This window comes from Neobacillus sp. B4I6, from assembly GCF_050434045.1.
In the GTDB taxonomy this organism is placed as follows: Bacteria; Bacillota; Bacilli; order Bacillales; family Cytobacillaceae; genus Neobacillus.
Genome location: NZ_JBNPWB010000002.1, coordinates 609924 through 632235, shown reverse-complemented (window position 1 = coordinate 632235; position 22312 = coordinate 609924). Strand labels below are relative to the sequence as shown.

Below are 22312 nucleotides of genomic sequence, written 5' to 3'. Positions count from 1 at the left end.
ATCTTAAGCCCTTTGTTGTTTTTTTCTAGCTAGTATAGAAACCCGTTTGATTACTTCTTCCGTTGTTAAACCAATTTCTTTAAGAAGTGAGTCAACATCTCCATGTTCAATAAATTGGTCCGGGATTCCGATTCTGTCGATGTGCGCGTGATAAAATCCTTGGGTTTGTGCGTACTCCAGAACTGCACTCCCAACCCCCCCTTGTAAAACTGCTTCCTCAATGGTAAGAATCGGCATATTTTTCACAAGTAGATGAGTCAGCATTTTTCCATCCAAAGGCTTGATAAACCGGGCATTGACAACTTTGACGGAGATCCCCTTCTTTTCAAGCACCTCAGCTGCTTCTAAGGCCATTTGAATGGTGGTTCCAAAGGTTAGGATAGCCGCATCATCACCCTCTTTTAGAACCTCCCACGTCCCAATTGGAATGGCTTGAAAATCCTTATCCAATGGGACACCAAGTCCATTCCCACGCGGGAATCTCATGGCAATAGGACCGTCATCATAATTCAGTGCGGTGTAAACCATATGCTGACCCTCATTTTCATCCTTTGGCATCATTAACACCATATTAGGGATATGCCTTAAAAAAGCAATATCAAAAACTCCTTGATGGGTTTCACCATCGGCACCCACCAATCCAGCCCGGTCGATTCCAATAAAGACATTTAAGTTTTGACGGCAAATATCATGAACCACCTGATCATAAGCCCGCTGTAAAAAGGTTGAGTAAATCGCCAGAAAAGGCTTCATATTTTGTGTAGCTAATCCCGCAGCGACTGTTGCTGCATGTTGCTCTGCAATCCCTACATCATACATTCGCTCAGGGAACTCACCTGCAAAGCCTTCGAGTTTAGAACCAACAGGCATAGCTGGTGTAATCGCCACAATCCTTTCATCCGTCCTGGCAAGCTTTCGAACCGTTTCACTGACAAGGCTGCTCCATGCAGGGGGCGGTGTTTTTACCGGCTTTACGAATGCACCAGTGTCCATTTTATATGGTCCAGTTCCATGCCATGTACCTGTTTTATCACTTTCTGCAGGCTGGTAGCCTTTTCCCTTTTTAGTGATGACATGGAGAAGAATCGGACCTTCTGTCTTTTTAGCATAGCTGAAGTTCTCAAATAATGCTTCAAAATTATGACCATCAATTGGGCCGAGATAAGTAAATCCTAGTTCTTCAAAAAACATACCGGAAACAAATAAATATTTAAGGCTGTCTTTCACTCTTTCAGCGGTTGCAGCTAATTTCCCGCCCACTGCAGGTACTTTTTTCAACAGTACTTCAAGCTCATCTTTCACCCATTGATATTTTCCAGCCGTCCGCAATTGACCAAGAATATTATGAAGTGCACCAACATTAGGAGCGATTGACATTTCATTGTCATTTAAAATGACAATCATATCTTTTTTCTCATGACCAATATGATTTAAGGCTTCTAACGCCATTCCACCTGTTAGAGCCCCGTCACCTATAACTGGAATAACAAATGATTTTTCCTTTTTTAAATCTCTAGCGATTGCCATTCCCATAGCAGCAGAAAGAGATGTAGAACTGTGACCTGTTTCCCAAACATCATGCTCGCTTTCAATCCGTTTAGGAAAGCCGCATAATCCTTTATATTGCCGTAATGTATCAAACTCACTTGCTCTGCCCGTTAAAATTTTATGAACATAAGATTGATGTCCCACATCCCAGATAATCTTATCTTTGGGACTGTTAAAACATTTATGTAAGGCTATGGTTAATTCGACTACTCCTAAATTCGGTCCAATATGGCCTCCAGTTACAGACAGCTTTTCAATCAAAAATGTGCGAATTTCTTGACTTAAAGCCTCTAATTCGATATTTGACATGCCTTTTAAAAAGGCTGGGTCTTTTATTGATAACAGATCCATGTTTGGACCACTCACTTTCATACTTTTATGCATTCTTCTTTTTGTCATTGTGTTATATTACACATTTAAATAATTAAGTTTTGATTAAAAAATAGCCGCTAACACGAGAGTGATAACGGCATTGACAACGTTTTCTACAATGAAAACAATTATAACACACTTATTTCAATGCCTCAAATACCGTTTTCTAATGGTCTCTTGAAGCAACTAATTCCGTTATTTCCATCAGAAGGGTCGTATCCAAGCCTGTCATACCGAGATATTGCTTCGATAGATTTATTTGTTGATTCAAGGCTGCAATTGCCCCTTCTAATGATAACAACTGCGGATACGTACTTTTATGATTGGAGGTATCACTACCAACTGGTTTCCCGATTAATTGCTGATTCCCCACCAAATCAAGAATATCATCTTGGATTTGAAAAGCGAGACCTAGATGATGGGCGAAAGAGGAAAGATTTTTTAATTGTTCCTGATTTGCACCCGCCATTATCGCTCCTGCCAGAACACTAAATCCGAGCAGCTTACCGGTTTTATGGATGTGTATATACTCAAGTTCTTCTAGAGTTAAGGATTTCCCTTCTCCTTCCATATCGGCAACTTGGCCGCCAACCATTCCTTCCGTTCCAGATGCCTTTGCCAACTCAATCACTAATTTTAGTTTTGTATCTGCTGAAGCGAATTCAGATGGAATATTCCCAATTACCTCAAAGCTATATGTTAATAAAGCATCTCCTGCTAAAATCGCAATAGCATCACCAAAAACTTTATGATTTGTGGGTTTTCCTCTTCTAAGGTCATCATTATCCATGCTTGGCAAATCGTCGTGAATTAGGGAATATGTATGAACCATCTCAATGGCCGAAGCAGCAAGAAGCCCATTTTTTGGGTCTACCCCAAATGCTTCTAGAGTAGCGAATAATAAAAGGGGGCGAATTCGTTTACCTCCTGCTTCAAGTGAATAGATCATTGATTCCTTAATAATAGGAGGGGCGTCAAGCTTATTAACCAGAGTCCGAAGCTCCGAATCAAGCTGAAGTTTATATTCTCGTGCAAATACATCTAGTAACCCGGTTCCCAAGTCTTATTCCTCCTCATCAATCGTAAAACTCTCCGTCCGACCGTCCTCCGTAATAATTTGTGTTAATTGTTCTTCGACACTTTTTAATTTATCATGGCAAAGTTTGGACAGCTCCATACCTTCTTTATAGAAAATGATTGCTTCTTCTAACGGTACATCTCCTTCTTCAAGCTTATCCACAATTCGTTCCAAGTTAGTCATTGCCTCTTCAAAGGAAATTTTCTTTTCATTCGTCACGTTTTTCGCTCTCCTTCCTATTCTCAACTCTACAGAAAAGACTGCCATCCGTTAATTGAATCTGAACTCGCTCATTCATTTTAACTTGATTAATGCTTTTAATTAGTCTGTTTTCTTCTGAATAAGCTAAACTATATCCACGTTCCATGATTTTCAAGGGGCTCAACGCACCTAAGGTCGAAAGGATCCTTTCAAATTCTGTTTGCTTTTTTGAAAGTACTTGCTGCATGGCACGTTTCATCTCTTTATTGGTTAGTTCTAAACGTTTTTGTGCTTCTCGTAATGCCTCGCTTGGATGATTCCTCTGCAAGCGTTTATAAAGAATTTCGTGCTGCCCTTTTTTTATTAAGGACAACCTGGATGTCCCGCGGACCAGCATTTCCGTTAGTTTATCAACCTGCTCAAGCTTTTGTTCATATAATCGATGGGGATAGCGAAAGGCATAGGATTTCTGAACACGAGCTAATCGTTCTTTTTCAAACTGGAATTTTCCCTTCATCGTCCGAAGAAGGCGAGTTTGCCGCTGTAAAACCCTGTCCAATAACTCATCTATATGTGGGACAGCAAGTTCTGCAGCACCAGTTGGGGTCGGAGCGCGTAAATCCGCTACAAAATCAGCAATGGTAAAGTCGGTTTCATGTCCGACGGCTGATATGATCGGGATGTCTGAAGAAAATATCGCTCGGGCAACGAGTTCCTCATTAAAAGCCCACAATTCCTCTATTGACCCCCCGCCGCGTCCAACGATTAGCACATCAATTTCATTCATGCTATTTGCTTTAGCAATAGCCTTAGCAATAGAGGGAGCCGCTTGATCCCCCTGTACAAGGGCAGGAAAAACAAGAATATTAGCGATGGGATACCGTCTTTTAATTGTAGTAATAACATCCCTTATCGCCGCTCCAGTGGGTGAGGTAATCACCCCAACGGTTCTAGGATATAAAGGAATCGCCTTTTTATTTTCTATCGCAAATAATCCTTCTAATTCTAGTCTTTGTTTAAGCTGTTCATAGGCTAAAAACAATTCTCCTATACCATCTGGCCGCATTTCTTTTATATATATTTGATATTGACCACTTGGTTCATAAACGGAAATTTCGCCTCTGACAATTACTTTCATGCCATTTTCTGGTGTGAATTTCATTGATCTTGACTGACTCGAAAACATAACCGCAAGAATGCGGGCTTTTTCATCCTTTAAGGTAAAATACATATGACCGCTCGAATGCTGTTTGAAATTTGAAATTTCACCTCTAACATGAACATCCCGTAAATGTGGATCCGCATCAAATTTTCTTTTTATGTATTTGGTTAAAGCATTCACAGATAAATATCTTTGTTCCTGCATAGGTAACTCCTTTTTATTCGACCAATAGTCAAATGAAAACTCTTCGATTAGCGAAAAACTGTCCTTATCTTATATATATTTATAAAAGATAAGGACAATTTCCTACTTAATTGCGGTCTAGGCTTTCTGCAGCTGATTTTAAGGTATTATACATAAGCATGGTAATGGTCATCGGTCCTACTCCCTTTGGAACAGGCGTGATATATCCAGCTTTTTCGCTTACCTCAGCAAAAGCTACATCACCGCAAAGCTTTCCGGCTTCATTACGGTTAATTCCAACATCAATGACGACAGCACCGTCTTTTACATGCTCCGCTGTAATAAAATTCGGAATTCCAACAGCAGCAATAAGGATATCCGCTTGGTTTGTATGGAACTTTAGGTCATTAGTTTTAGAATGACAATAGGTTACAGTTGCATGTTGATTTAAAAATAATTGACCGACCGGCTTTCCGACAATATTACTTCTCCCAACCACGACAACATGCTTCCCTGCTATTGAGATACCTGTTTCTTCAAGTAACACCATAATTCCGTACGGCGTACATGGTAAGAAGGCATTTTGCCCTGTCATCATCCTGCCGATATTAATCGGATGAAACCCATCAACATCCTTATTAGGAGAGATCGATTCAATTACTTTTTTTTCGTCAATGTGTTTGGGGATTGGCAGCTGAACCAAAATGCCATGAATATGATCGTCCTGATTTAATTCTTCAATTTTTGAGAGTAATTCCTCTTCGGAAACTTCCTCTGGCATTTCAATTAAAACTGAGTTCATCCCAAGTTCTTGGCAGGCTTTTTCTTTATTTGTTACATATGTCCGAGAAGCATGGTTATTTCCGACAAGAATAACTGCTAATCCAGGAGTTACCCCAAGGTTTTTTATTCTGCTAACCTCTTCTGCGATTTCCATTCTTTTTTTTGCTGCAATTTCTTTTCCATCAATAATAGTAGCTGTCATTTTCTCTTCTCCTTTTTTTCTTAAGTGCGTCCAATCAATTAATCGTTAAGAAGTTTTTGTTTCACCTTTGATAGAACACCATTAATAAACTTACTTGATTGGTCATCTCCGTATATTTTTGCTATTTCGATGGCTTCATCTAAAATAACATTTTCCGGAACTTCATTTCGGAAAAACTTCATTTCATATGTAGCTATTCTTAATAAATTTCGATCGACCGTTGCCAATCGTTCTATGGACCATTTTTCTAGATTTTCACTGATTAAATTGTCAATTAAGGTTTTTTGTTCGACTACCCCTAGAACAAGTTTAGATAGGTACTCGTCACCCGCCTCTCCTTCCAATACATGCTCAATCGCTGCTGATGGCTCAGTGTTGCTTATATCGATTTGAAAAAGTGCCTGTAATGCCTTTTCCCTTGCTGTTCTTCTTTTCATTATACAATTAACTCCTTTAGAGATATTAATTAATTTTTGTCTATTTTTCATACATAAATAGTAAATAAGTATTCGAATAGGTTGCACATAAACGATAATAGCATAACTAAAAATGATTCGCACTCTAAGGTTGTTATTTTTCCAATATGTAAGCACTTTTATTTAGGACTTAATTGCAAATAAAGAAAAACCAAAGGAATTTTCTCCTTTGGTTTCCAAGTTTTAGATCTCTGTGTCAATGCTCTCTGGTTCATTCTTATGGTTTTCAAATTGTATCCCAACCACATGAATATTTACTTCTTCAGCATCTAAGGCAGTCATATTCAACAATGCTTGACGAATATTATCCTGCACTTTTCCTGCAACGGAAGGAATGGATACTCCAAACTTCATCATACAATAGACATCTACTTTTATTCCTGACTCTGTTAATTCGACTTTTACGCCCTTACCATGGTTTTTCTTCCCTAAACGCTCAACCACACCTGTTGCAAAATTACCACGCATCGAGGCTACACCTTCCACCTCAGAAGCAGCAATGCCTGCAATAACCTCAATCACTTCAGGAGCAATTTCAATTTTCCCATGTCCGTTATTGCCTTGTTCCATTTCCAAGACACTAAACTCGCTCATTAATAACACCTCCAGATATTAAATAGACTTCATCACATCATGTAATTCCAAGAATTTGGTATTAAATCCGCCTTCGACGAACTTTTCATGATCTAGCAGTTTTAAATGGAACGGAATCGTTGTATGGATTCCTTCAACAACGAATTCACTCAATGCACGTTTCATTCTTGAAATGGCCTCTTCCCTGCTGTTCCCATATGCGATAACCTTCGCAATCATAGAATCATAATAAGGCGGAATCGTATACCCTGGATAAGCTGCTGAATCAATACGTATGCCAAACCCGCCAGGTGGAAGGTACATGTTGATTTTCCCTGCAGATGGAAGAAAATTCTTTTCTGGGTTTTCGGCATTAATCCGACATTCGATTGCCCATCCTGTAAATGTGACATCCTGTTGTTTTAACTTTAACTTTTCTCCAGAAGCCACCCGGATTTGTTCTTTAATTAAATCGATTCCAGTGACCATTTCTGTAACAGGATGCTCCACCTGAATTCTGGTGTTCATTTCCATAAAATAAAACTTTCGATTGCGGTAGTCATATATAAATTCTACCGTTCCCGCACCTGAATAATCAACTGCTTTTGCAGCTTTTACGGCTGCATTACCCATTTCTGCTCGGATTTCCCCATCTAATGCTGGTGATGGAGATTCTTCAAGAAGCTTTTGCAGCCTGCGCTGGATTGTACAATCTCTTTCTCCTAAATGAATTGTGTTACCAAAGGAGTCAGCAAGGACCTGAATTTCAACATGACGGAAATCCTCAATATATTTTTCAATGTAAACACCAGGATTTCCAAAGGCTGTCATGGCTTCCTGCTGTGTAATATTAATGCCTTTAATTAATTCCTGCTCGTTCTTGGCAACACGAATCCCTTTGCCACCTCCACCAGCAGTTGCTTTTATGATAACTGGATATTGGATTTTTTTTACAAGTTCAAGTGCCTCATCGATATCATTTATAATCCCAGTTGAACCTGGGACAATTGGGACCCCGGCTTCACGCATAGTCTCCCTTGCGATATCCTTAGTACCCATTCTTGTAATGGCCTCTGGGCTTGGACCCACAAATGTTATATTGCATTCGCGGCAAAGCTCTGCGAAATCTGCGTTTTCGGCTAAAAAGCCATACCCCGGGTGAATGGCATCACAAGCTGTAAGCTTAGCCACACTAATTAGATTTGTTACATTTAAATAACTGTCTTTTGATGAAGTAGGGCCAATGCAATAGGCTTCATCTGCGAGCTGTACATGTAATGCTTCACGATCCGCTTCCGAGTAAACGGCAACAGATTCAATTCCCATTTCCCTGCACGCTCGAATAATTCTAACTGCAATTTCTCCTCTGTTTGCAATTAACAGTTTTTTAATCATCCTGTTATCGCTCCTTATTCAGGCTTTACTAAAAATAAAGGCTGTCCGTATTCTACTAATTGTCCATTTTTAGCAAGTATTTCAACAATTTCGCCGTTAATTTCAGCTTCAATTTCATTAAATAATTTCATAGCTTCCACAATACATACAATCGAATCTGTTGTTACATTAGAACCCAGTTTAACATATGCGTCAGTGTCTGGAGTCGGTGACGCATAAAAAGTCCCTACCATTGGAGAAACAATTTTATGAAGATTGGATGTATCAGCTTCCTTTACAGTCTCCTCTTTTTGAACTTCCTGGTTTACTTCCTGAACAGGAACGGAAGGTGTTGCTGTAGATAAGACTGGTTGTGCTGGTGATACAAATTGAGTTTCTTGTGGAGCCGGACTTACTTGTGAAACATATGTAACTGCACCATTTTTTTTCATTTTAATTTTTGAACCATCGTTTTCATATACAAATTCATCAATACTTGATTGGTCCACTAATTTAATCAATTCGCGAATTTCTTGTACTTTTAACATTGAGTTACACTCCTCGTACTACAAAATTATGACTAACTACTATAACTATACGATAATACCTAGTGAAAGTTCAATGATGGAAATTGTCACCATTAAAATTCACCCTCACATACTTCCTCTCTTATCATAATATTTTTATTAACAAAAGGGAACTTTTACAGTTGGCTGTCATTCAACATATTATTTTAACCTATTTCATGGTTATTAAAACAAAAAAGGAAAGTCTAATATAGGGTTTTTAACTAGTTTGTTGATTTGCGCTCCAGGCGCTTCGCTTTCCGCGGGCGTGCCGGGGAGCCTCCTCGTCGCTTCGCTCCTGCGGGGTCTCCCCTGCCCCGTACTCCCGCAGGAGTCTTCGCGCCTTCCGCTCCAATCAACGGTGTAATAATCAATTAAGACCCTCAAATCATTTAAAAAATATTAAGAATAAGTGGTGAAGTCAATGTTTAAGGCAAAAGAGTTTAGCCAAAATGAATTAAGGATTTGTGTCTATTAAAATGGAAATGAACAAGCCCTCCTTACCGTAGCCTGCCAAAATATAAAAAAGATTTCAACACACTTAGTAGGGCATAGAAAAAGTATGTTGCAATGCTTTAAGTTCATTTGCCTCCCTGGTGATTGGAGCGGAGGGCACTCGACTCCTGCGGGATAGAGAGGTCACTGGAGACCCCGCAGGCGCTAAAGCGCCGAGGAGGCTCCAGGACCTCCCCGCGGAAAGCGAGTGCCTGGAGCGGAAATCAACAGGCCATTTAGCAGGGGCAATCAATTAATAAAAATCGGGATTTTAGATTCAGACAAAATAAAAAATTGCCGAGAAAATGACCCTTTCTCGACAATCTGAAGGAAAGTCGTTGACTTTCCTTTTTTACATTCATTTATTTCATTGGTTGGAATTCTACTGCTACATAATTGGTTTCTCCAATTTCTTTTTTCACCTGTAAGATGATTTTGTTGGCCTCAGTTGCTGAAGGTTTCTTCTTAGATTTAACTGTGACTCTTACTTTTTCACCATCTGCTCTTACTAATGCATCTTCATAGCCCATTGTTTTAATTAACGTTTCAAGAATTTCTTCTTTTTTGGCCGTTTGATTCAATTTGTCCATTTGATCTTTAACTTTACTTCGCTCAACCGCAGGAATATCTGTGGAGGCAAGCTCCGTCGTTAGATCCTCTCGCTGTTCGCTCCTTAGGTCATCGAGCTTCATACGTAATTCTTCAAACGCTTCATCACCCGCAACAGTTGATACAATTGTTTTATCATCCTTAGCTTCCGTTTTTGTTTTACCCTGATTTTGATCTTTCGCTTTTTGCGAAACAGCAGCTAGATCATTACTCTTCTGTTCCGGAGAGGTAATGTAATAAACAGATAATACAACTACTAAACTTAACATCGTTAATAACCAAACTGTTTGTTTTTTCAATAGCATAGGAAAACACCCCTTTTATTTTTTAGGCATGACAGCAACTCGGTGACTTGGTACATCTAAAGCGCGTGTAACTGCCTCTACAATCCACTTTTTCACTTGTATATTCTCTGCGCCTTTTGCAACCACTAAGACACCGCGAATTACAGGTTTTTTCGTTTCTACTACAATCGGAACCTCTTTTTCACCCTCACGGATAATCACTAGTTGTTCATCAATTGAGGCTTCCTCAACTTTCCGTTCCCCACCTTCTCGATCTGTTTCTTCAGTCGTTTGTGATTTGGAAACCCTATTTTTTTCAAGCACTTTCTTATCAGTGGAATCAATATTGACAACAACTGTAACATCGTTAACCCCTAGCATTTCCTGAAGGGCTTTCTTAAGCTGATTTTCATATTTTTCTTCATATTTATCCAATGCCTTATTGCTTGAGCCCTTATTTAGACCAAATGCCGGTACATCTTCGGAATTTACTTTTTCACTCGTCGCAACAGGTGTATCCGCTGAGTTCGAATCTGTTTTAAATACAATATTGCCAACAAGCATAAAGGCTGCACCGATACATAGAACAACAAGCATATACTGGTATTTCCCTGGTTTCTTGTCAGATTTACCTTCTATTTTGAGCACCTTTTTAAGCCATGAAAATGGTCCTTGGTTGTTATTCATTTTGGTTATTAATCCCCCCTTCAATCGAAACTTCAACTGTTTTTTCGGTCACATTCCATTTTTGCGAAAGAAAAGCGGCAATTTTTTCAGCTTCTTCTGTTGAGCTTTTAGATGGAAGAGGTGTTTCTGTGTTAATTTCGACTTGTTTGATCGCTTCGACTGTCTTCACTTCATTTTCTGGTTGCTTCAGAAGAACCATAACCTTTTGGAGGTTGTCTGGGAATGCTTGGTCGCTTTCTTCATTTGTAGCTAGATCAATTTTTGCAATCTCCAATCCGTATTGTTCCATCAACTCCTCTTTCACGTCCTTTTTCAGTTGGACAGCCATTTCTTCTAAAATATATGCATGTTGTTGGGCTTGTATTTCTTTTTTCTTTAAATCTATTGAATTTTTCATATTTTTTTCTCCAGGGGCTTGATATGAAGGGATCGAACCCATTGCTGATTCAAAATCCTTGGAAATCAATTTAAAAATTGGGGTAAGAATAATGGCAATTAAAAGGAGTCCTGTAACCATTTTTGTGTACTTTTGCATACTTGAATTGGGGAGGAGCATATCAATTACCGTGGCTAACAAGATAAAGAGAATAATATTCGTTACCCACTCTATTAAAAATTCCATATGAATCCCCCCTATCTCATCATCATCGTCAGGTTTCCTGCCGCAACTATAACTGTTATACATAAAAAGAACATCAGTGAAACGATTCCTAAAGCTGCAAACACATAAATGACACTCTTGCTAATAATATCCAAGCAGGTAATGATTGGCCCGCCGCCTAATGGCTGCAAGATTGCGGCAGCGAATTTATAGATAAAGGCAATCATTAAGATTTTAATAGCTGGGAAGGCTACAATGATAAGCAGGATACCAACACCAGCAATGCCTACTGTATTTTTTAATAGGACAGATGCACTAACCACCGTATCTGTAGCATCTGTAAACATCCGGCCGATAACAGGTATAAAGTTCCCCGTTACAAATTTCGCTGTCCTAATCGTAACACCATCTGTTACAGCTGCTGATGCTCCTTGTACTGATATAACACCTAGAAACACCGTCAAGAAGATTCCCATTAACCCAATGCTCCAGTTTCTTAGCAGGGCAGCTAATTGTGACACTTTATACTGTTCTGACATCGTGCTTACAATACTCAACAAGGTGGCTAGAAACAGGAGAGGCAGGATAATATACTGCATGAATAAACCGCTTATATTCATTAAAAACAAGATCACCGGATGAAAGAAAGCTGCTGATATAAGACCGCCAGAGGCTGCAATTAATGCAAGTAACAGTGGAACAAGTGCTAGCACAAAAGAGATCATCGATCCGATTGCTTCATTTGTATAACTTATGGCGATATGGAAACTATTCAGGGCAATTATGACTAAGACCATATAAACGATTGAATATGCAACCTTGCTAATCGCGCTTTTCTCGAAGGCATTCTGCATCGATTGAAGGAACATACTAAAGATGGTTAGCATGATCAATGACCCCAGTAATTTCCCGTTAGAAACAAACTCTTGAAAGGCAAACTTTACTATTCCCAACCCCCATTGTTTAAATGAGAATTTCTTCTCGCCGCTTACGAAGTCATACAAGCTCCCCTTTTGACTTTCTGGAAGAAATCCCCCGTATTTATAGGTAATGTCCTCCCAAAATTGTTTGAGTTCTGTAATATCAAGGGATTTAAGCTGGGCATCAACTAACTCCTGCGGAGAAAGAGGGTTGGGGTCTTTAGTCTCTTCGGCAGCTTGTACACCTGTAAAGGATAAAAAAAAGAATACAAGAACTATAATAGGAATAAACTGCAATCGCTGCTTCAATTCTATCTACACCTCTTTTTCAGGTTTGTCATCAACTAGGAATAAGTTTGATTATCGTTTCAATCAAAACAGTTAAAATCGGGATCGCCATAGCAAGGATAATAATTTTTCCAGCTAATTCAATTTTAGAAGAGAGTGCTCCCTGACCAGCATCCTTTGTAATCTGGGCGGCAAATTCAGCAATATAAGCAATTCCAATGATTTTTAAAATCGTTTCGATATAAACCATATTCACTTTTGCATTCACTGCAAGTTTCTCAAGCATATGAATGATTTCATAAATTTTATCCACCAAAAAAAGGAAAATGACACAGCCTACAAAGACTACTAAGAGGAATGCAAAATTTGGCTTTTGTTCTTTCACAATTAAAGCTAGAAAGGTTGCTACAAGAGCTATGCCAACTATTTTTATGATTTCAATCTTAGGGACCCCCCTTCTATTGATATAAAAATACAGATTTAATTTTTTGGAAGAGATCATCCACAATGGATGCTACCTGAAATAATATATAGATAAACCCAAACAACGTTACCCACTGTGCGTATTCTTTTTTCCCCACCTGGTCAAGAACGGTATGCAAAAAGGCAACAACTATTCCCACACCAGCAATTTTAAAAATAATATCCACTTCTAACCCCATTGCATTTCCCCCTAAAATAATAAAATAATCAGTAATAATCCTGATAAGAATCCGAGACTCTTGATCATTTTTTCGTATGTTGCTTGGGCTTGAATTGCATCCGCCTCTTCTCTTTCAAGATGTGTTAGTGTCAGCATGATATGTTTTTGCTGGGACATACGATCATGTCGACCCAGGGTTTCCCCAAATTGCTTCATAATTTCAAATTCTCCCTGCTTTAATGCTGTAGCATTCCATATTTCTCTTAAACTTGTTTCCCAAGCGTCTCTTACCGTTGTTTCGGTGTCCGTTAATTTCTTGGAAAAGGACTCAAAAAAGGTTGAAAGCGGCTTTGAAAGCTGTTCTGCTAACCTTCTGGCAGCTTCATGTAATGGCGTATGACCGTACATTATTTCTGCTTCAAGTGATTGTAGTGCAGTCCTTAATGCCCTGAGCTGCCTTGGTCGTTCACTAAAACGTCTGGAAATCTCAAATCCGATCCATGTTGTTGCGACAATTATGAAAACAGCACCTATAAGCTTAATCATTTATGTCACTCTCACTTTTTGATTCATTTCTTTACCATTTCCATCTAAAATATGAGTAATAGTTCCCGGTCCTGATGTCCTACTAAGGACAACAAAACGTTGAAAAATTTTTTGATCAAGAATCGTCCGTAAAGATGGTCTATTTCTAACTTCTTCAATGCTCGTCCCATGAGTGGTCATCATTAACTTTATTCCCGCATGAACAGCCTCTTGGATGGCTTCAGCATCTTCTTTCCGGCCTATTTCATCAACAACTAGAATATCTGGACTCATCGAGCGAATCATCATCATCATTCCTTCAGCTTTCGGACAGGCATCTAGCACATCCAAACGGTCACCAAAGGTCAATTGCGGTATCCCATTAACACATCCAGCAATTTCACTTCGTTCATCGACAATTCCTACCTTATTTGCCTGTATACCCCTTGCTAAGTAACCTGAGGATGCAATTCTTGCAATATCACGCAGTAATGTTGTTTTTCCAGTTTGGGGCGGACCAATCACCATCGTATGCATCCAATTTCCTTGATAGATATAAGGGATAATTGGTTCAGCTATCCCTACCTTTTCCCTAGCTATCCGAATATTAAAAGAGGAAATGTCCCTGATCGCTTTGACCTTTCCACCCTCAAGGATCACCTTACCAGCCAGCCCAATCCGATGGCCCCCGGAAACAGTTATAAATCCTTGCTTAAGTTCCTCTTCGAGGGTATAGATGGAGAAATGACTTATTTTATTCATTAGGTGAAAAGCATCATCAGGCTGGACAATATACGGTAAAAACCTGGGTGCGCCTTTCATTGTCATTTCAATCGGTCGGTTAATTCGTATGCGGATTTCTTCCAGTTCTTCTTTTTGGTTAGGAGGGATTTTGCTGATTAGGTCGGCTATATTTTTTGGTAAAAAGTTTAGGATCGTTTCCACGTGTGCAACCTCCTCATATTTGCCTTTCTCATTATTTAAAATGTATGCCTGCTTGGTCACATTATGACTTTCAAAACTGTCATTTCTTTTCTATTTTCTGAGATGAATGCTAGAACAAAAATAAGAAAAGTAGAAAGGGATAATTTTAATATCGGAACATTTTTGGAAGTCAGTCGTATTTTAAAGAAAGAATAAACATAAAGGGGGAGAGGGAAGTGTACAATTACCATCCGTTAAATCGAAATGGATTACCTCCCAAGGACTATTTAATTAAAGTGTCTGGTGAAGGAGAAATGGCAATCCAACCTGACTCCGCTTCGGTAAACCTAGGAATTATAACGGAAAGCAAGCAGGTAATAACCGCCCAGCAGCAGAATTCTCATGAAGTAACAAAGGTAATTGACTCTCTTATTTCACTGGGAATTACCAAAAATAATATACAGACCTTCGATTATCGAATTGAATCCGATTACGATTATGACCAAGGGAAACAAATATTTCGTGGTTATAAAATAACCCATATCCTTCAGGTAAAAATAGAGGACTTATCAATCGTTGGCAAGGTCGTGGATACCGCTGTTCAAAATGGTGTGAACTATGTTTCTAACGTCCAATTTACAGTGAAAGACAAAGAGTCTTTTTATAAACAGGTCTTAGTTATGGCAGTAAATAATGCAATTGAAAGGGCTAAAACCATTGCAGGGACATTAAATGTATCGTTAATCCCCACACCGAGGTTAATTATCGAAGGAGGCAGAACGGTCCAGCCTGTTTTTAATCAGACTGGGGCTTTCGTGAAAGGAGCTGCCTCCACACAAATTGAACCAGGACAAATAACAGTCAAGGCTGATGTGATCGCAGAATTTCACTTTAAACCATTTTAGAAAAAAAGCTGTGTTAAAGGACATTGTTGATTTAAAGCCTACGTTGATTGGAGCGGAAATCAACAGCCAAGTTAAACAAAGCCTAGAAAAAAGGATTGAACCCAATTTATCGGTTCAATCCTTTTTTTGTGAATTTAATTGTCATATTTCTTTGACCAATTATATAACTGCATTTCTGTAACTGGACCGTTAAAATGTTCTCTAATTATTCCTTGTTTATCAATCACAAAGGTTTCAGGCTGCCCTGTCACATTATACATTTTAGAAACCTTTGCATTATAATCAAATAAATAGTTCATTCCGGCTTTATTTTTCTCCGTTACTTTATTAATCTTATCCATTGTCTCGCCGCGATTAATCATAAGAAAATGATACTGATCACCATATTCTTTTTGGAAGGATTCTAGCTCTGGCAGCTCCTCTTTACATGGAGCACACCAACTGGCAAAATAGTTCAGAATAACCACTTCCCCCTTAAAATCGGAGAGCTTGGTTGTACTTCCATCCAAATTTGGCAACGAAAAATTATATGCCTTATCACCAACATCTGTATGTTCACCTTTTGTAACTAAACTATAACCAAAGAAACCAAACATACCAACAATAAGAATCAATACGAGTAATTTGATGACCCGCTTGTTCATCGTATTTCCTCCTGACACCAGTAAGGTTCTATGCAAAAGGCCTGTTTATGCTTCACAGGCCTAATTATTACTACTAGTTATTTTTCTAGTTGTTTTAAGAATTCAATTTCTTTCTTAAGCTTTGAGTGTCTTTTACCGAGTATTAACATATATCCAAAAATAACAACCCATGCAACAGAATAGGCACCATACATAAATTCAAAACCCATGATAAATTCCTCCTATTTTTCCAATTCTTCTCTTAATTTTTCTTTATAGTGCTCTACTTTAATTTTCATATTTTCAAATGAAACACCTTTATGAAGAAGGTATGAATAAAGAATGGTAAATGCTGCAAGTGAAACAAACAACGCCACTAGCATAGAACTCTCAATACCTCCACCTTTTTGGGAAGGTCCCTCACCAAACACGATTGGGTGAAACTTTGTTTGCCACCAGCGAATCGCGAAAAATACGATTGGAACATCAGCAAACCCGATGATTCCAAATACAGCAGCAAGCCTGGCTTTTTTATCCCATACTCCATCCATTTGACGAATCATAATGTAGGCTATATAGATAAAGAAAAGAATTAACGTTGTAATTAACCGCGGCTCCCAAACCCACCAAGTATTCCATGATGATTTTGCCCAAATTGGGCCAGTTGTTAAGACAATAATCGTAAAGACCACACCAATTTCTGCAGAAATATAAGCATAGGTGTCAAATATTCTTTTCCGTTTGACTAAGAATAAAATACTGAAGACAAATGTCACAAAAAATGCCATGAACGCCAGCCATGCTGAGCTAACATGAAAATAAAAGATTTTTTGGGCTGCTCCCATCGTTACTTCTTCAGCAGAAAAGATAAAGATAAAATAAAGGGCGACCAACATGGAAATAACTGTAGCACCAAACAAAATCTTTGATAGATCTGGGCTCTTCTTAACAGTTAATTGAGATCCAGTAAGTACCGCTTTCTCTCGTTCGAGATTCATACTCATCACTTAAACCTCCAGCACATAATCAATTAATAAGAAACAAACAACAAAGAAGATAACATCATACGCAGTGACTAACTGAATCCAAGCGACTGCACTTGAAAATTTCTCCATATTCGTTAAGATGATTCGAGTGGCTTGAACAACACCGATTAGGATTGGCGTTGTAATTGGAAACAGCAATAGTGGAAGCAGCATCTCACTGCTTTTGGAATTGGCTGCCAATGCCGCCAAGAATGTTCCAATGGCGATAAATCCAAAACTGCCTAAGAATACAACTAAGATAAAATAAGGAATGCTGCCAAAAAATTTGAAATCAAATAACAAAAATAAAAACGGGATGGAAACCAGTTCTACGATCAGCATCATCGAAAAATTGGCTAAGAACTTTCCTAAATAAATGCTCGCTGCCTCCATTGGTGCAACCAATAATCCTTGCATCGTATCATTTCTCTGCTCGGATATAAATGATCTGTTAAGCCCTAAAATTCCAGCAAAGACGATAATGACCCAAATGACTCCAGGTATAACTGCTTTTGTTGTATTATTGGCAGGGTCAAAGGCGAAGCTGAAAACAACAATCACCAGACCAGCGAAAATAATTTGGGTCACCATAATTTGTTTTGTTTTTAATTCGGAATATAAATCCTTTTTTGCTAGTAAGAGGGCTGTTCGAAAAAGGTTCATGATACTCCCTCCACTAATTGCTCATATTTTTCAGAAACAAAACCTAAGTTTTGATTTTCAATCCTAAAATCATCGACGATCTTGCCATTTTTCACAATGATAATTCTGTCACAGATTTCAGCTGCTTGTTTGAAATCATGTGTAACCATTAAAGTAGTCGTGCCTTTTGCTTTCATGGAAAGAATAACGTTATTAAGTATGGTAATTGCTCCTTGGTCTAATCCTGTGTGCGGTTCGTCCAAAAGGAGAATTTCCGGTTCATGAACAATCGCTCGTGCAATCGCAATCCGTTGAATCATTCCACGGGAGAAATTCTTTACCGGTTCATTTAAAAAGAATGACAAACCTACTTCTTTGACAAGTGCAATCGCTCGTTGTTCAACATTTTTAACACCATAGATATTCCCAAAGAACACAATATTTTCTAATGGAGAGTAATGATCATAAAGCAAACTGGAATGGGGTAAATAACCCATTATTTTTTTTATTTCGATATGATTTTTTTTCAAATCCATATTATTAACCAATATAGACCCATATGTAGGTTTTATTAAGGTTGCGAGTACTTTTAGAAGCGTACTTTTTCCGGCACCATTTGGTCCAAGGATGGCAACCGTTTCTCCTTTTTTGATTGAGAGGTCTACACCACGAAGGATAAGCTTATTATCCGCTTGCTTTGTTAGCTTTTTTATTTCTATCATTTGCAGTCTCTCCCATCCCAGCTACTACTCTACAAAATTACGTAAGTTTAATTTTACTTGGACAAGATGCTGTTTATAAGCTTCTAGCTTTGCATGATATTCATCCTCTGAAAGCTTTCCATCTCCGAAGGATTCTTCCAATTCAATGATCTTATCCATTATGGCTTTTTGCTTTGCCATTAAAAGTTTAAATGCCTTCTCTTCTTTATCTGCTCCAAGTCTTTCCTCTTCCAGCTTTGCTTTCCTTCTGAAATAGATATAATAGGAGATTCCAGCAAATACAATAGCTCCTATAATGATTAAAAAGACGTGTGGATCAAAGCGGTGTAGCGGGGACTGTGCCCATATTCTTAGATGGCCTGGATTATGAAAGGCAGGCGCCGTGTGTGTAACCGAACTATTACTTTTATTAGTTGTTTCTGACTTTTTTGTCTCATTCGCTACAGGCTGTACATCTGGCTTATAAACAAGTGTAAACGATTGGTTAGCTTTAATCCCTTCGATACTGTATCCAAAATAATTTTCGTCATCGAATTTAAAACTGCCTTGACTGGTTGCAACAGCCCCCTTAACTTCAATACTCCCTCTTCCTTCTGGAACGAGAATTTGCATCATTTGTACGTTGTAGTCAGCTTTTAAATTAATTTCTTTTCCCTTCGCTATCCGATAACTGTAAGGCAACACCATCGTTTGATTTCCTGGAATTGCCGTGGTTGTAATGAATCCTTTGTCAACCTCTTTAAAGGCAATTTTATTGTCTAAAAAGTTGAGATCCTCTGCGCCTTCGGAAAGGGTTACATTTAAGACCGCTTCACTTTTACCGTCACCTTTATATTCTTCAGCTGAGGTATTAGTATAATTAACCATATTCATCATATTCGTTGAGCCATCTTCTGCAGGGCTGACAACGATATAATGCATATCAATCGAAACCTTTGAATCAGAAGCTGCTAATCCATGAAATGGAATGAATAGCATCAGTCCGAGGAAGAAAACCGTGATTTTTTTGATCACTTTCCTTCCCCCTTTTTATTCTTATAAGTTTTCATTCGAGCTTCAATTTCTTTTTCAACTTCATCCATTAAATCTTTATCAATGTTTGTATCCATCAATTGTTCTTCTTCCTTCATAAGGCTGGCAACTTCTGTTTCGTATTGCTTCTTTAAAACTTTATAATCAGCGTTTGAGATTTTATCCATCTTGTACTCAAATTCTATTTCATTAAGTGTTGTTAATAGTGCTTCTTTCGTGGCGCCGATATCCTGACCCGTTGAACTAACATGTAAATAAGCATCCCACTTAAATAACGGTGATAATATTAGAAACAGACAAGCTAGCGCAAATATGGTGGTAAAAATAATTGATATGACTGTGATATCTTGCATTTTGTTCACATCCTAAAGATACTTTTTGCGTTCTTCATCAATCATGGAAGATAGTATTTCTCCTTCTACTTCATCCTCGGTGTTCTGGTACTCAGCAACAGGTTCATCTGAGGCTTTTTTCTTAACCCATTTACGAATAACGAAATACAATGATATTCCCGCTGCGGCCAATACTACAAACGGGAGAACCCACGCTGTTAAACTAAAACCGCTTTTTTCAGGTGAAGTCAATATTTCTTCACCATAGATATTGACATAATAGGCACGAATTTTATCCTTATCCCACCCCTTGTTCATCATGTCAACCAGGTCTGCTTTAAATTCTGTGGTAAGATTGCACGTATTCGGATCACATTCATAATGATCCTGACCACAGCCACATGTGCAGGCGAATTGCTGAGCAACGGCTTTGAATTCAGCTGATTTATAGTCAATCTGTTTTGCTGCTTCAACGCGCAGGAATGATCCTTGAAAAATGAACGCTATTATGAGAAGGCCAATAAAAATTTTGTTTTTCATATTAAGACACCTCTCTGCGTACTCCTGTGTACCTCGGAGTGACATTTCCATATTTTCCATTCCAAACGGCGAACAGAGCGCCAATAACAATCATGAATGAACCAATCCATAACCAGTTCATCATTGGATTAATCTTTACAACAAATGTAGCTTTTCCATCATCTTCCCAGGCACTTAACACGATGTATAAGTCTTCCTTAAGCGAAGATATAATCGCCACTTCGGAAGAAGGCTGTTCCCAGTTACCGTAAAATACTTTTTCTGGCTGGTAAGTGCCTAGCTTTTTACCATTTCTAAAAACGGTTACATCGGCATAGACGATATCATTAATGCCTTCTTTCTTCTGATCAAGTCGGTCGTAGTTGATACGATAATCCTTTAATTCAATTGACTGCCCTAAATCGACTGTTTTCATTGTTTGTAAATCATAATTCTGTGAACCAATAATCCCCATCGTGATGAAGGCAATACCAAGGTGAACGATGTATCCACCATACCTGCGGCGATTTCGAATCATCAAGCGGTACAGCGCCAATAGTGGTGTTTCTTTAGTCATTTTTCTTCTAGCTTTTACACCTCTATAAAACTCTAAGAAGTGGGTGATTAATAATAGAGTGATTACTCCATAACCAATGACTGCCCATGCTTTTTGAATTCCTAACACTACCATCAAAATCATGCCAAGAACAGCGAGGATGGCTGGAATCATGAAGTTTTTCTTAAGATTTTTCACGGTAGATTTTTGCCAAGCAAGCATTGGACAAACTGCCATGACAAACATCATTGATAATAGGATTGGTGCTTCAACTTTATTAAAAAATGGCAGACCAACCGTTACTTTTGTACCACGTACTGCTTCCGATACTAACGGGAAAATCGTCCCCCAGAATACGGCAAAGGCTGCTCCGACAAGTAATAAATTATTTACTAAGAAGCTGCTCTCTTTAGAAACAAAGGAATTAAATTCCCCTGCACTGCGTTTCAGCAGGTTATAACGGCTCATTAACACATATAGTGCTCCGATGACTGCCACACCCATGAAGATTAAGAAGTATAATCCCAGGTTTGAATTAGCAAAGGCATGGACAGATGTCAGTACGCCGCTTCGCACTAAGAATGTACCAAATAGGGTAAGTGCATAGGAGACAATGATTAAGCTGATATTCCAAATTTTTAACATGTTTTTCCGTTCTTGAATCATAACGGAATGTAAGAAGGCAGTTGCTGTTAACCATGGCATAAAGGAGGCATTTTCAACTGGATCCCATGCCCAGTAACCGCCCCAGCCAAGTTCAACATATGCCCATTGACCACCAAAGATATTTCCAAGACTTAAAAATAACCAGGCAATAATTGTCCAACGTCTAGTCATTTTAATCCAGAAATCATCGACATTTTTCAAGATCAATGCCGCCATCGCAAAAGCAAATGGAATGGCAAGACCTACATAGCCAAGGTAAAGTGTGACAGGATGAATGATCATTCCTGGATTTTGAAGCATTGGATTTAATCCTTTTCCTTCTATAGGAATCTCATTTAATAGAAGGAAGGGTTTTGCAACAAAACCTAAAATAAAAAAGAAGAAAACCGCATTTGCAAGTAAGATGGACGATATGTATGGAATCATCGGGTTTCCTTTTAACTTCCGTGAGAAAGCAATCATACAAGTATAAAGAGTCAAGAAGAATGTCCACAATAACAACGAGCCTGCATTACCCGCCCATAGTGCGGTAAGTTTATAGATAATCGGTAGTTCACTGCTTGTGTAATCATGAACATATTCGTATTGAAATTGAGAGGTTGCTAATAGGTAGAACAATGAAAGCATTGCAAGTGATGAACATACTAATAATGCAATCAATCCACCTTTACCACTGTTAATAAACTTTTGATTTTTCGTGCTAATCCCCAACGTGATAATGAGGAGTGAATAAATTGCGATGGCTAAGCCTATATAAATCGTTGCGTTGGCAAATAAATACATTTTGTCACCTTCT

Annotated in this window: 27 protein-coding genes; 1 reads left to right on the top strand and 26 read right to left on the bottom strand. The window is 38.5% G+C overall.

Translation table 11 applies throughout. The annotated features are described in order from the left end of the window. Window positions 1-3: 3 nt before the first annotated feature. The 17 genes from dxs to spoIIIAA form a co-directional block, all read right to left on the bottom strand. Window positions 4-1899, bottom strand: a complete 1896-nt coding sequence (dxs, locus tag QF028_RS04995) for a 1-deoxy-D-xylulose-5-phosphate synthase (protein ID WP_429464408.1) — start codon at window positions 1897-1899, stop codon at window positions 4-6. A 187-nt stretch (window positions 1900-2086) separates the two neighbouring features. Then, window positions 2087-2980, bottom strand: a complete 894-nt coding sequence (locus tag QF028_RS04990) for a polyprenyl synthetase family protein (protein WP_215005212.1) — start codon at window positions 2978-2980, stop codon at window positions 2087-2089. 3 nt (window positions 2981-2983) lie between these two features. Then, a complete protein-coding gene (locus QF028_RS04985; RefSeq protein ID WP_308162586.1) occupies window positions 2984-3217 on the bottom strand; it encodes an exodeoxyribonuclease VII small subunit in 234 nt (77 codons plus the stop codon). Next, window positions 3207-4565, bottom strand: coding sequence for an exodeoxyribonuclease VII large subunit (gene xseA, locus QF028_RS04980; RefSeq protein WP_429464407.1), 1359 nt, complete (start codon window positions 4563-4565; stop codon window positions 3207-3209). The genes QF028_RS04985 and xseA overlap by 11 nt, the downstream gene beginning before the upstream one ends. Before the next feature lie 106 nt (window positions 4566-4671). Next, window positions 4672-5529 (bottom strand): bifunctional methylenetetrahydrofolate dehydrogenase/methenyltetrahydrofolate cyclohydrolase FolD, encoded by an 858-nt coding sequence (folD, locus tag QF028_RS04975; RefSeq protein ID WP_215005221.1) that lies wholly within the window; start codon window positions 5527-5529, stop codon window positions 4672-4674. Between the two features lie 38 nt (window positions 5530-5567). Next, on the bottom strand, window positions 5568-5966 hold the full coding sequence (nusB, locus tag QF028_RS04970) for a transcription antitermination factor NusB (RefSeq protein ID WP_088088919.1): 399 nt from the start codon (window positions 5964-5966) through the stop codon (window positions 5568-5570). A 222-nt stretch (window positions 5967-6188) separates the two neighbouring features. Further along, the gene (locus QF028_RS04965) at window positions 6189-6599 is read right to left on the bottom strand and encodes an Asp23/Gls24 family envelope stress response protein (protein WP_088088920.1); all 411 of its coding nucleotides are present in this window, start codon (window positions 6597-6599) and stop codon (window positions 6189-6191) included. An 18-nt stretch (window positions 6600-6617) separates the two neighbouring features. Continuing rightward, window positions 6618-7973, bottom strand: a complete 1356-nt coding sequence (gene accC, locus QF028_RS04960; RefSeq protein WP_215005224.1) for an acetyl-CoA carboxylase biotin carboxylase subunit — start codon at window positions 7971-7973, stop codon at window positions 6618-6620. A 14-nt stretch (window positions 7974-7987) separates the two neighbouring features. Continuing rightward, window positions 7988-8500, bottom strand: coding sequence for an acetyl-CoA carboxylase biotin carboxyl carrier protein (accB, locus tag QF028_RS04955; protein WP_429464406.1), 513 nt, complete (start codon window positions 8498-8500; stop codon window positions 7988-7990). A gap of 875 nt (window positions 8501-9375) precedes the next feature. Beyond that, a complete protein-coding gene (locus QF028_RS04950) occupies window positions 9376-9927 on the bottom strand; it encodes a SpoIIIAH-like family protein (RefSeq protein ID WP_168245031.1) in 552 nt (183 codons plus the stop codon). A gap of 15 nt (window positions 9928-9942) precedes the next feature. After that, entirely contained in the window at window positions 9943-10593 is a 651-nt protein-coding gene (spoIIIAG, locus tag QF028_RS04945; protein ID WP_214998549.1) for a stage III sporulation protein AG, read from the bottom strand. Then, window positions 10586-11215: a stage III sporulation protein AF gene (gene spoIIIAF / locus QF028_RS04940; RefSeq protein ID WP_214713119.1), complete on the bottom strand. Its 630-nt coding sequence runs from the start codon at window positions 11213-11215 to the stop codon at window positions 10586-10588. Before spoIIIAF ends, spoIIIAG begins: the two co-directional genes overlap by 8 nt. Window positions 11216-11226: 11 nt before the next feature. Then, window positions 11227-12423 carry a stage III sporulation protein AE gene (gene spoIIIAE, locus QF028_RS04935; protein ID WP_214713120.1) on the bottom strand — a complete coding sequence of 399 codons (1197 nt, stop codon included), beginning with the start codon at window positions 12421-12423 and terminating at the stop codon, window positions 11227-11229. Window positions 12424-12454: 31 nt separating this feature from the next. Further along, window positions 12455-12904: a stage III sporulation protein AD gene (gene spoIIIAD / locus QF028_RS04930; protein WP_098931474.1), complete on the bottom strand. Its 450-nt coding sequence runs from the start codon at window positions 12902-12904 to the stop codon at window positions 12455-12457. Next, on the bottom strand, window positions 12861-13064 hold the full coding sequence (spoIIIAC, locus tag QF028_RS04925) for a stage III sporulation protein AC (RefSeq protein ID WP_066060661.1): 204 nt from the start codon (window positions 13062-13064) through the stop codon (window positions 12861-12863). The genes spoIIIAD and spoIIIAC overlap by 44 nt, the downstream gene beginning before the upstream one ends. An 11-nt stretch (window positions 13065-13075) precedes the next feature. Next, window positions 13076-13591: a stage III sporulation protein SpoIIIAB gene (gene spoIIIAB, locus QF028_RS04920; protein ID WP_429464405.1), complete on the bottom strand. Its 516-nt coding sequence runs from the start codon at window positions 13589-13591 to the stop codon at window positions 13076-13078. Beyond that, window positions 13592-14515 carry a stage III sporulation protein AA gene (gene spoIIIAA / locus QF028_RS04915; protein ID WP_429464404.1) on the bottom strand — a complete coding sequence of 308 codons (924 nt, stop codon included), beginning with the start codon at window positions 14513-14515 and terminating at the stop codon, window positions 13592-13594. A 215-nt stretch (window positions 14516-14730) separates the two neighbouring features. On the opposite strand from spoIIIAA, the gene QF028_RS04910 reads away from it, so the two are divergent. Then, window positions 14731-15399 (top strand): SIMPL domain-containing protein, encoded by a 669-nt coding sequence (locus QF028_RS04910; protein WP_429464403.1) that lies wholly within the window; start codon window positions 14731-14733, stop codon window positions 15397-15399. Window positions 15400-15533: 134 nt separating this feature from the next. Here QF028_RS04910 and QF028_RS04905 read toward each other — a convergent pair whose 3' ends face one another. From QF028_RS04905 to QF028_RS04865, 9 genes are all read right to left on the bottom strand, one after another. Then, window positions 15534-16043: a TlpA family protein disulfide reductase gene (locus QF028_RS04905; protein WP_429464402.1), complete on the bottom strand. Its 510-nt coding sequence runs from the start codon at window positions 16041-16043 to the stop codon at window positions 15534-15536. Window positions 16044-16120: 77 nt separating this feature from the next. Beyond that, window positions 16121-16252, bottom strand: coding sequence for a CcmD family protein (locus QF028_RS04900; RefSeq protein ID WP_168245039.1), 132 nt, complete (start codon window positions 16250-16252; stop codon window positions 16121-16123). 12 nt (window positions 16253-16264) lie between these two features. Beyond that, window positions 16265-17026 carry a cytochrome c biogenesis protein gene (locus QF028_RS04895; protein ID WP_429464401.1) on the bottom strand — a complete coding sequence of 254 codons (762 nt, stop codon included), beginning with the start codon at window positions 17024-17026 and terminating at the stop codon, window positions 16265-16267. A gap of 3 nt (window positions 17027-17029) precedes the next feature. Continuing rightward, window positions 17030-17710: a heme exporter protein CcmB gene (locus QF028_RS04890; RefSeq protein ID WP_410889416.1), complete on the bottom strand. Its 681-nt coding sequence runs from the start codon at window positions 17708-17710 to the stop codon at window positions 17030-17032. Then, window positions 17707-18411: an ABC transporter ATP-binding protein gene (locus QF028_RS04885; protein WP_429464400.1), complete on the bottom strand. Its 705-nt coding sequence runs from the start codon at window positions 18409-18411 to the stop codon at window positions 17707-17709. The genes QF028_RS04890 and QF028_RS04885 overlap by 4 nt, the downstream gene beginning before the upstream one ends. A 24-nt stretch (window positions 18412-18435) precedes the next feature. Then, the gene (locus QF028_RS04880; protein WP_429464399.1) at window positions 18436-19425 is read right to left on the bottom strand and encodes a hypothetical protein; all 990 of its coding nucleotides are present in this window, start codon (window positions 19423-19425) and stop codon (window positions 18436-18438) included. Continuing rightward, complete coding sequence (locus QF028_RS04875; protein WP_429464398.1) at window positions 19422-19796, bottom strand: hypothetical protein; 375 nt, start codon at window positions 19794-19796, stop codon at window positions 19422-19424. The genes QF028_RS04880 and QF028_RS04875 overlap by 4 nt, the downstream gene beginning before the upstream one ends. A gap of 12 nt (window positions 19797-19808) precedes the next feature. Next, window positions 19809-20315 carry a cytochrome c-type biogenesis protein CcmH gene (locus QF028_RS04870; RefSeq protein WP_429464397.1) on the bottom strand — a complete coding sequence of 169 codons (507 nt, stop codon included), beginning with the start codon at window positions 20313-20315 and terminating at the stop codon, window positions 19809-19811. A gap of 1 nt (window position 20316) precedes the next feature. Further along, complete coding sequence (locus QF028_RS04865; RefSeq protein ID WP_429464396.1) at window positions 20317-22299, bottom strand: heme lyase CcmF/NrfE family subunit; 1983 nt, start codon at window positions 22297-22299, stop codon at window positions 20317-20319. Between the last annotated feature and the right edge of the window lie 13 nt (window positions 22300-22312).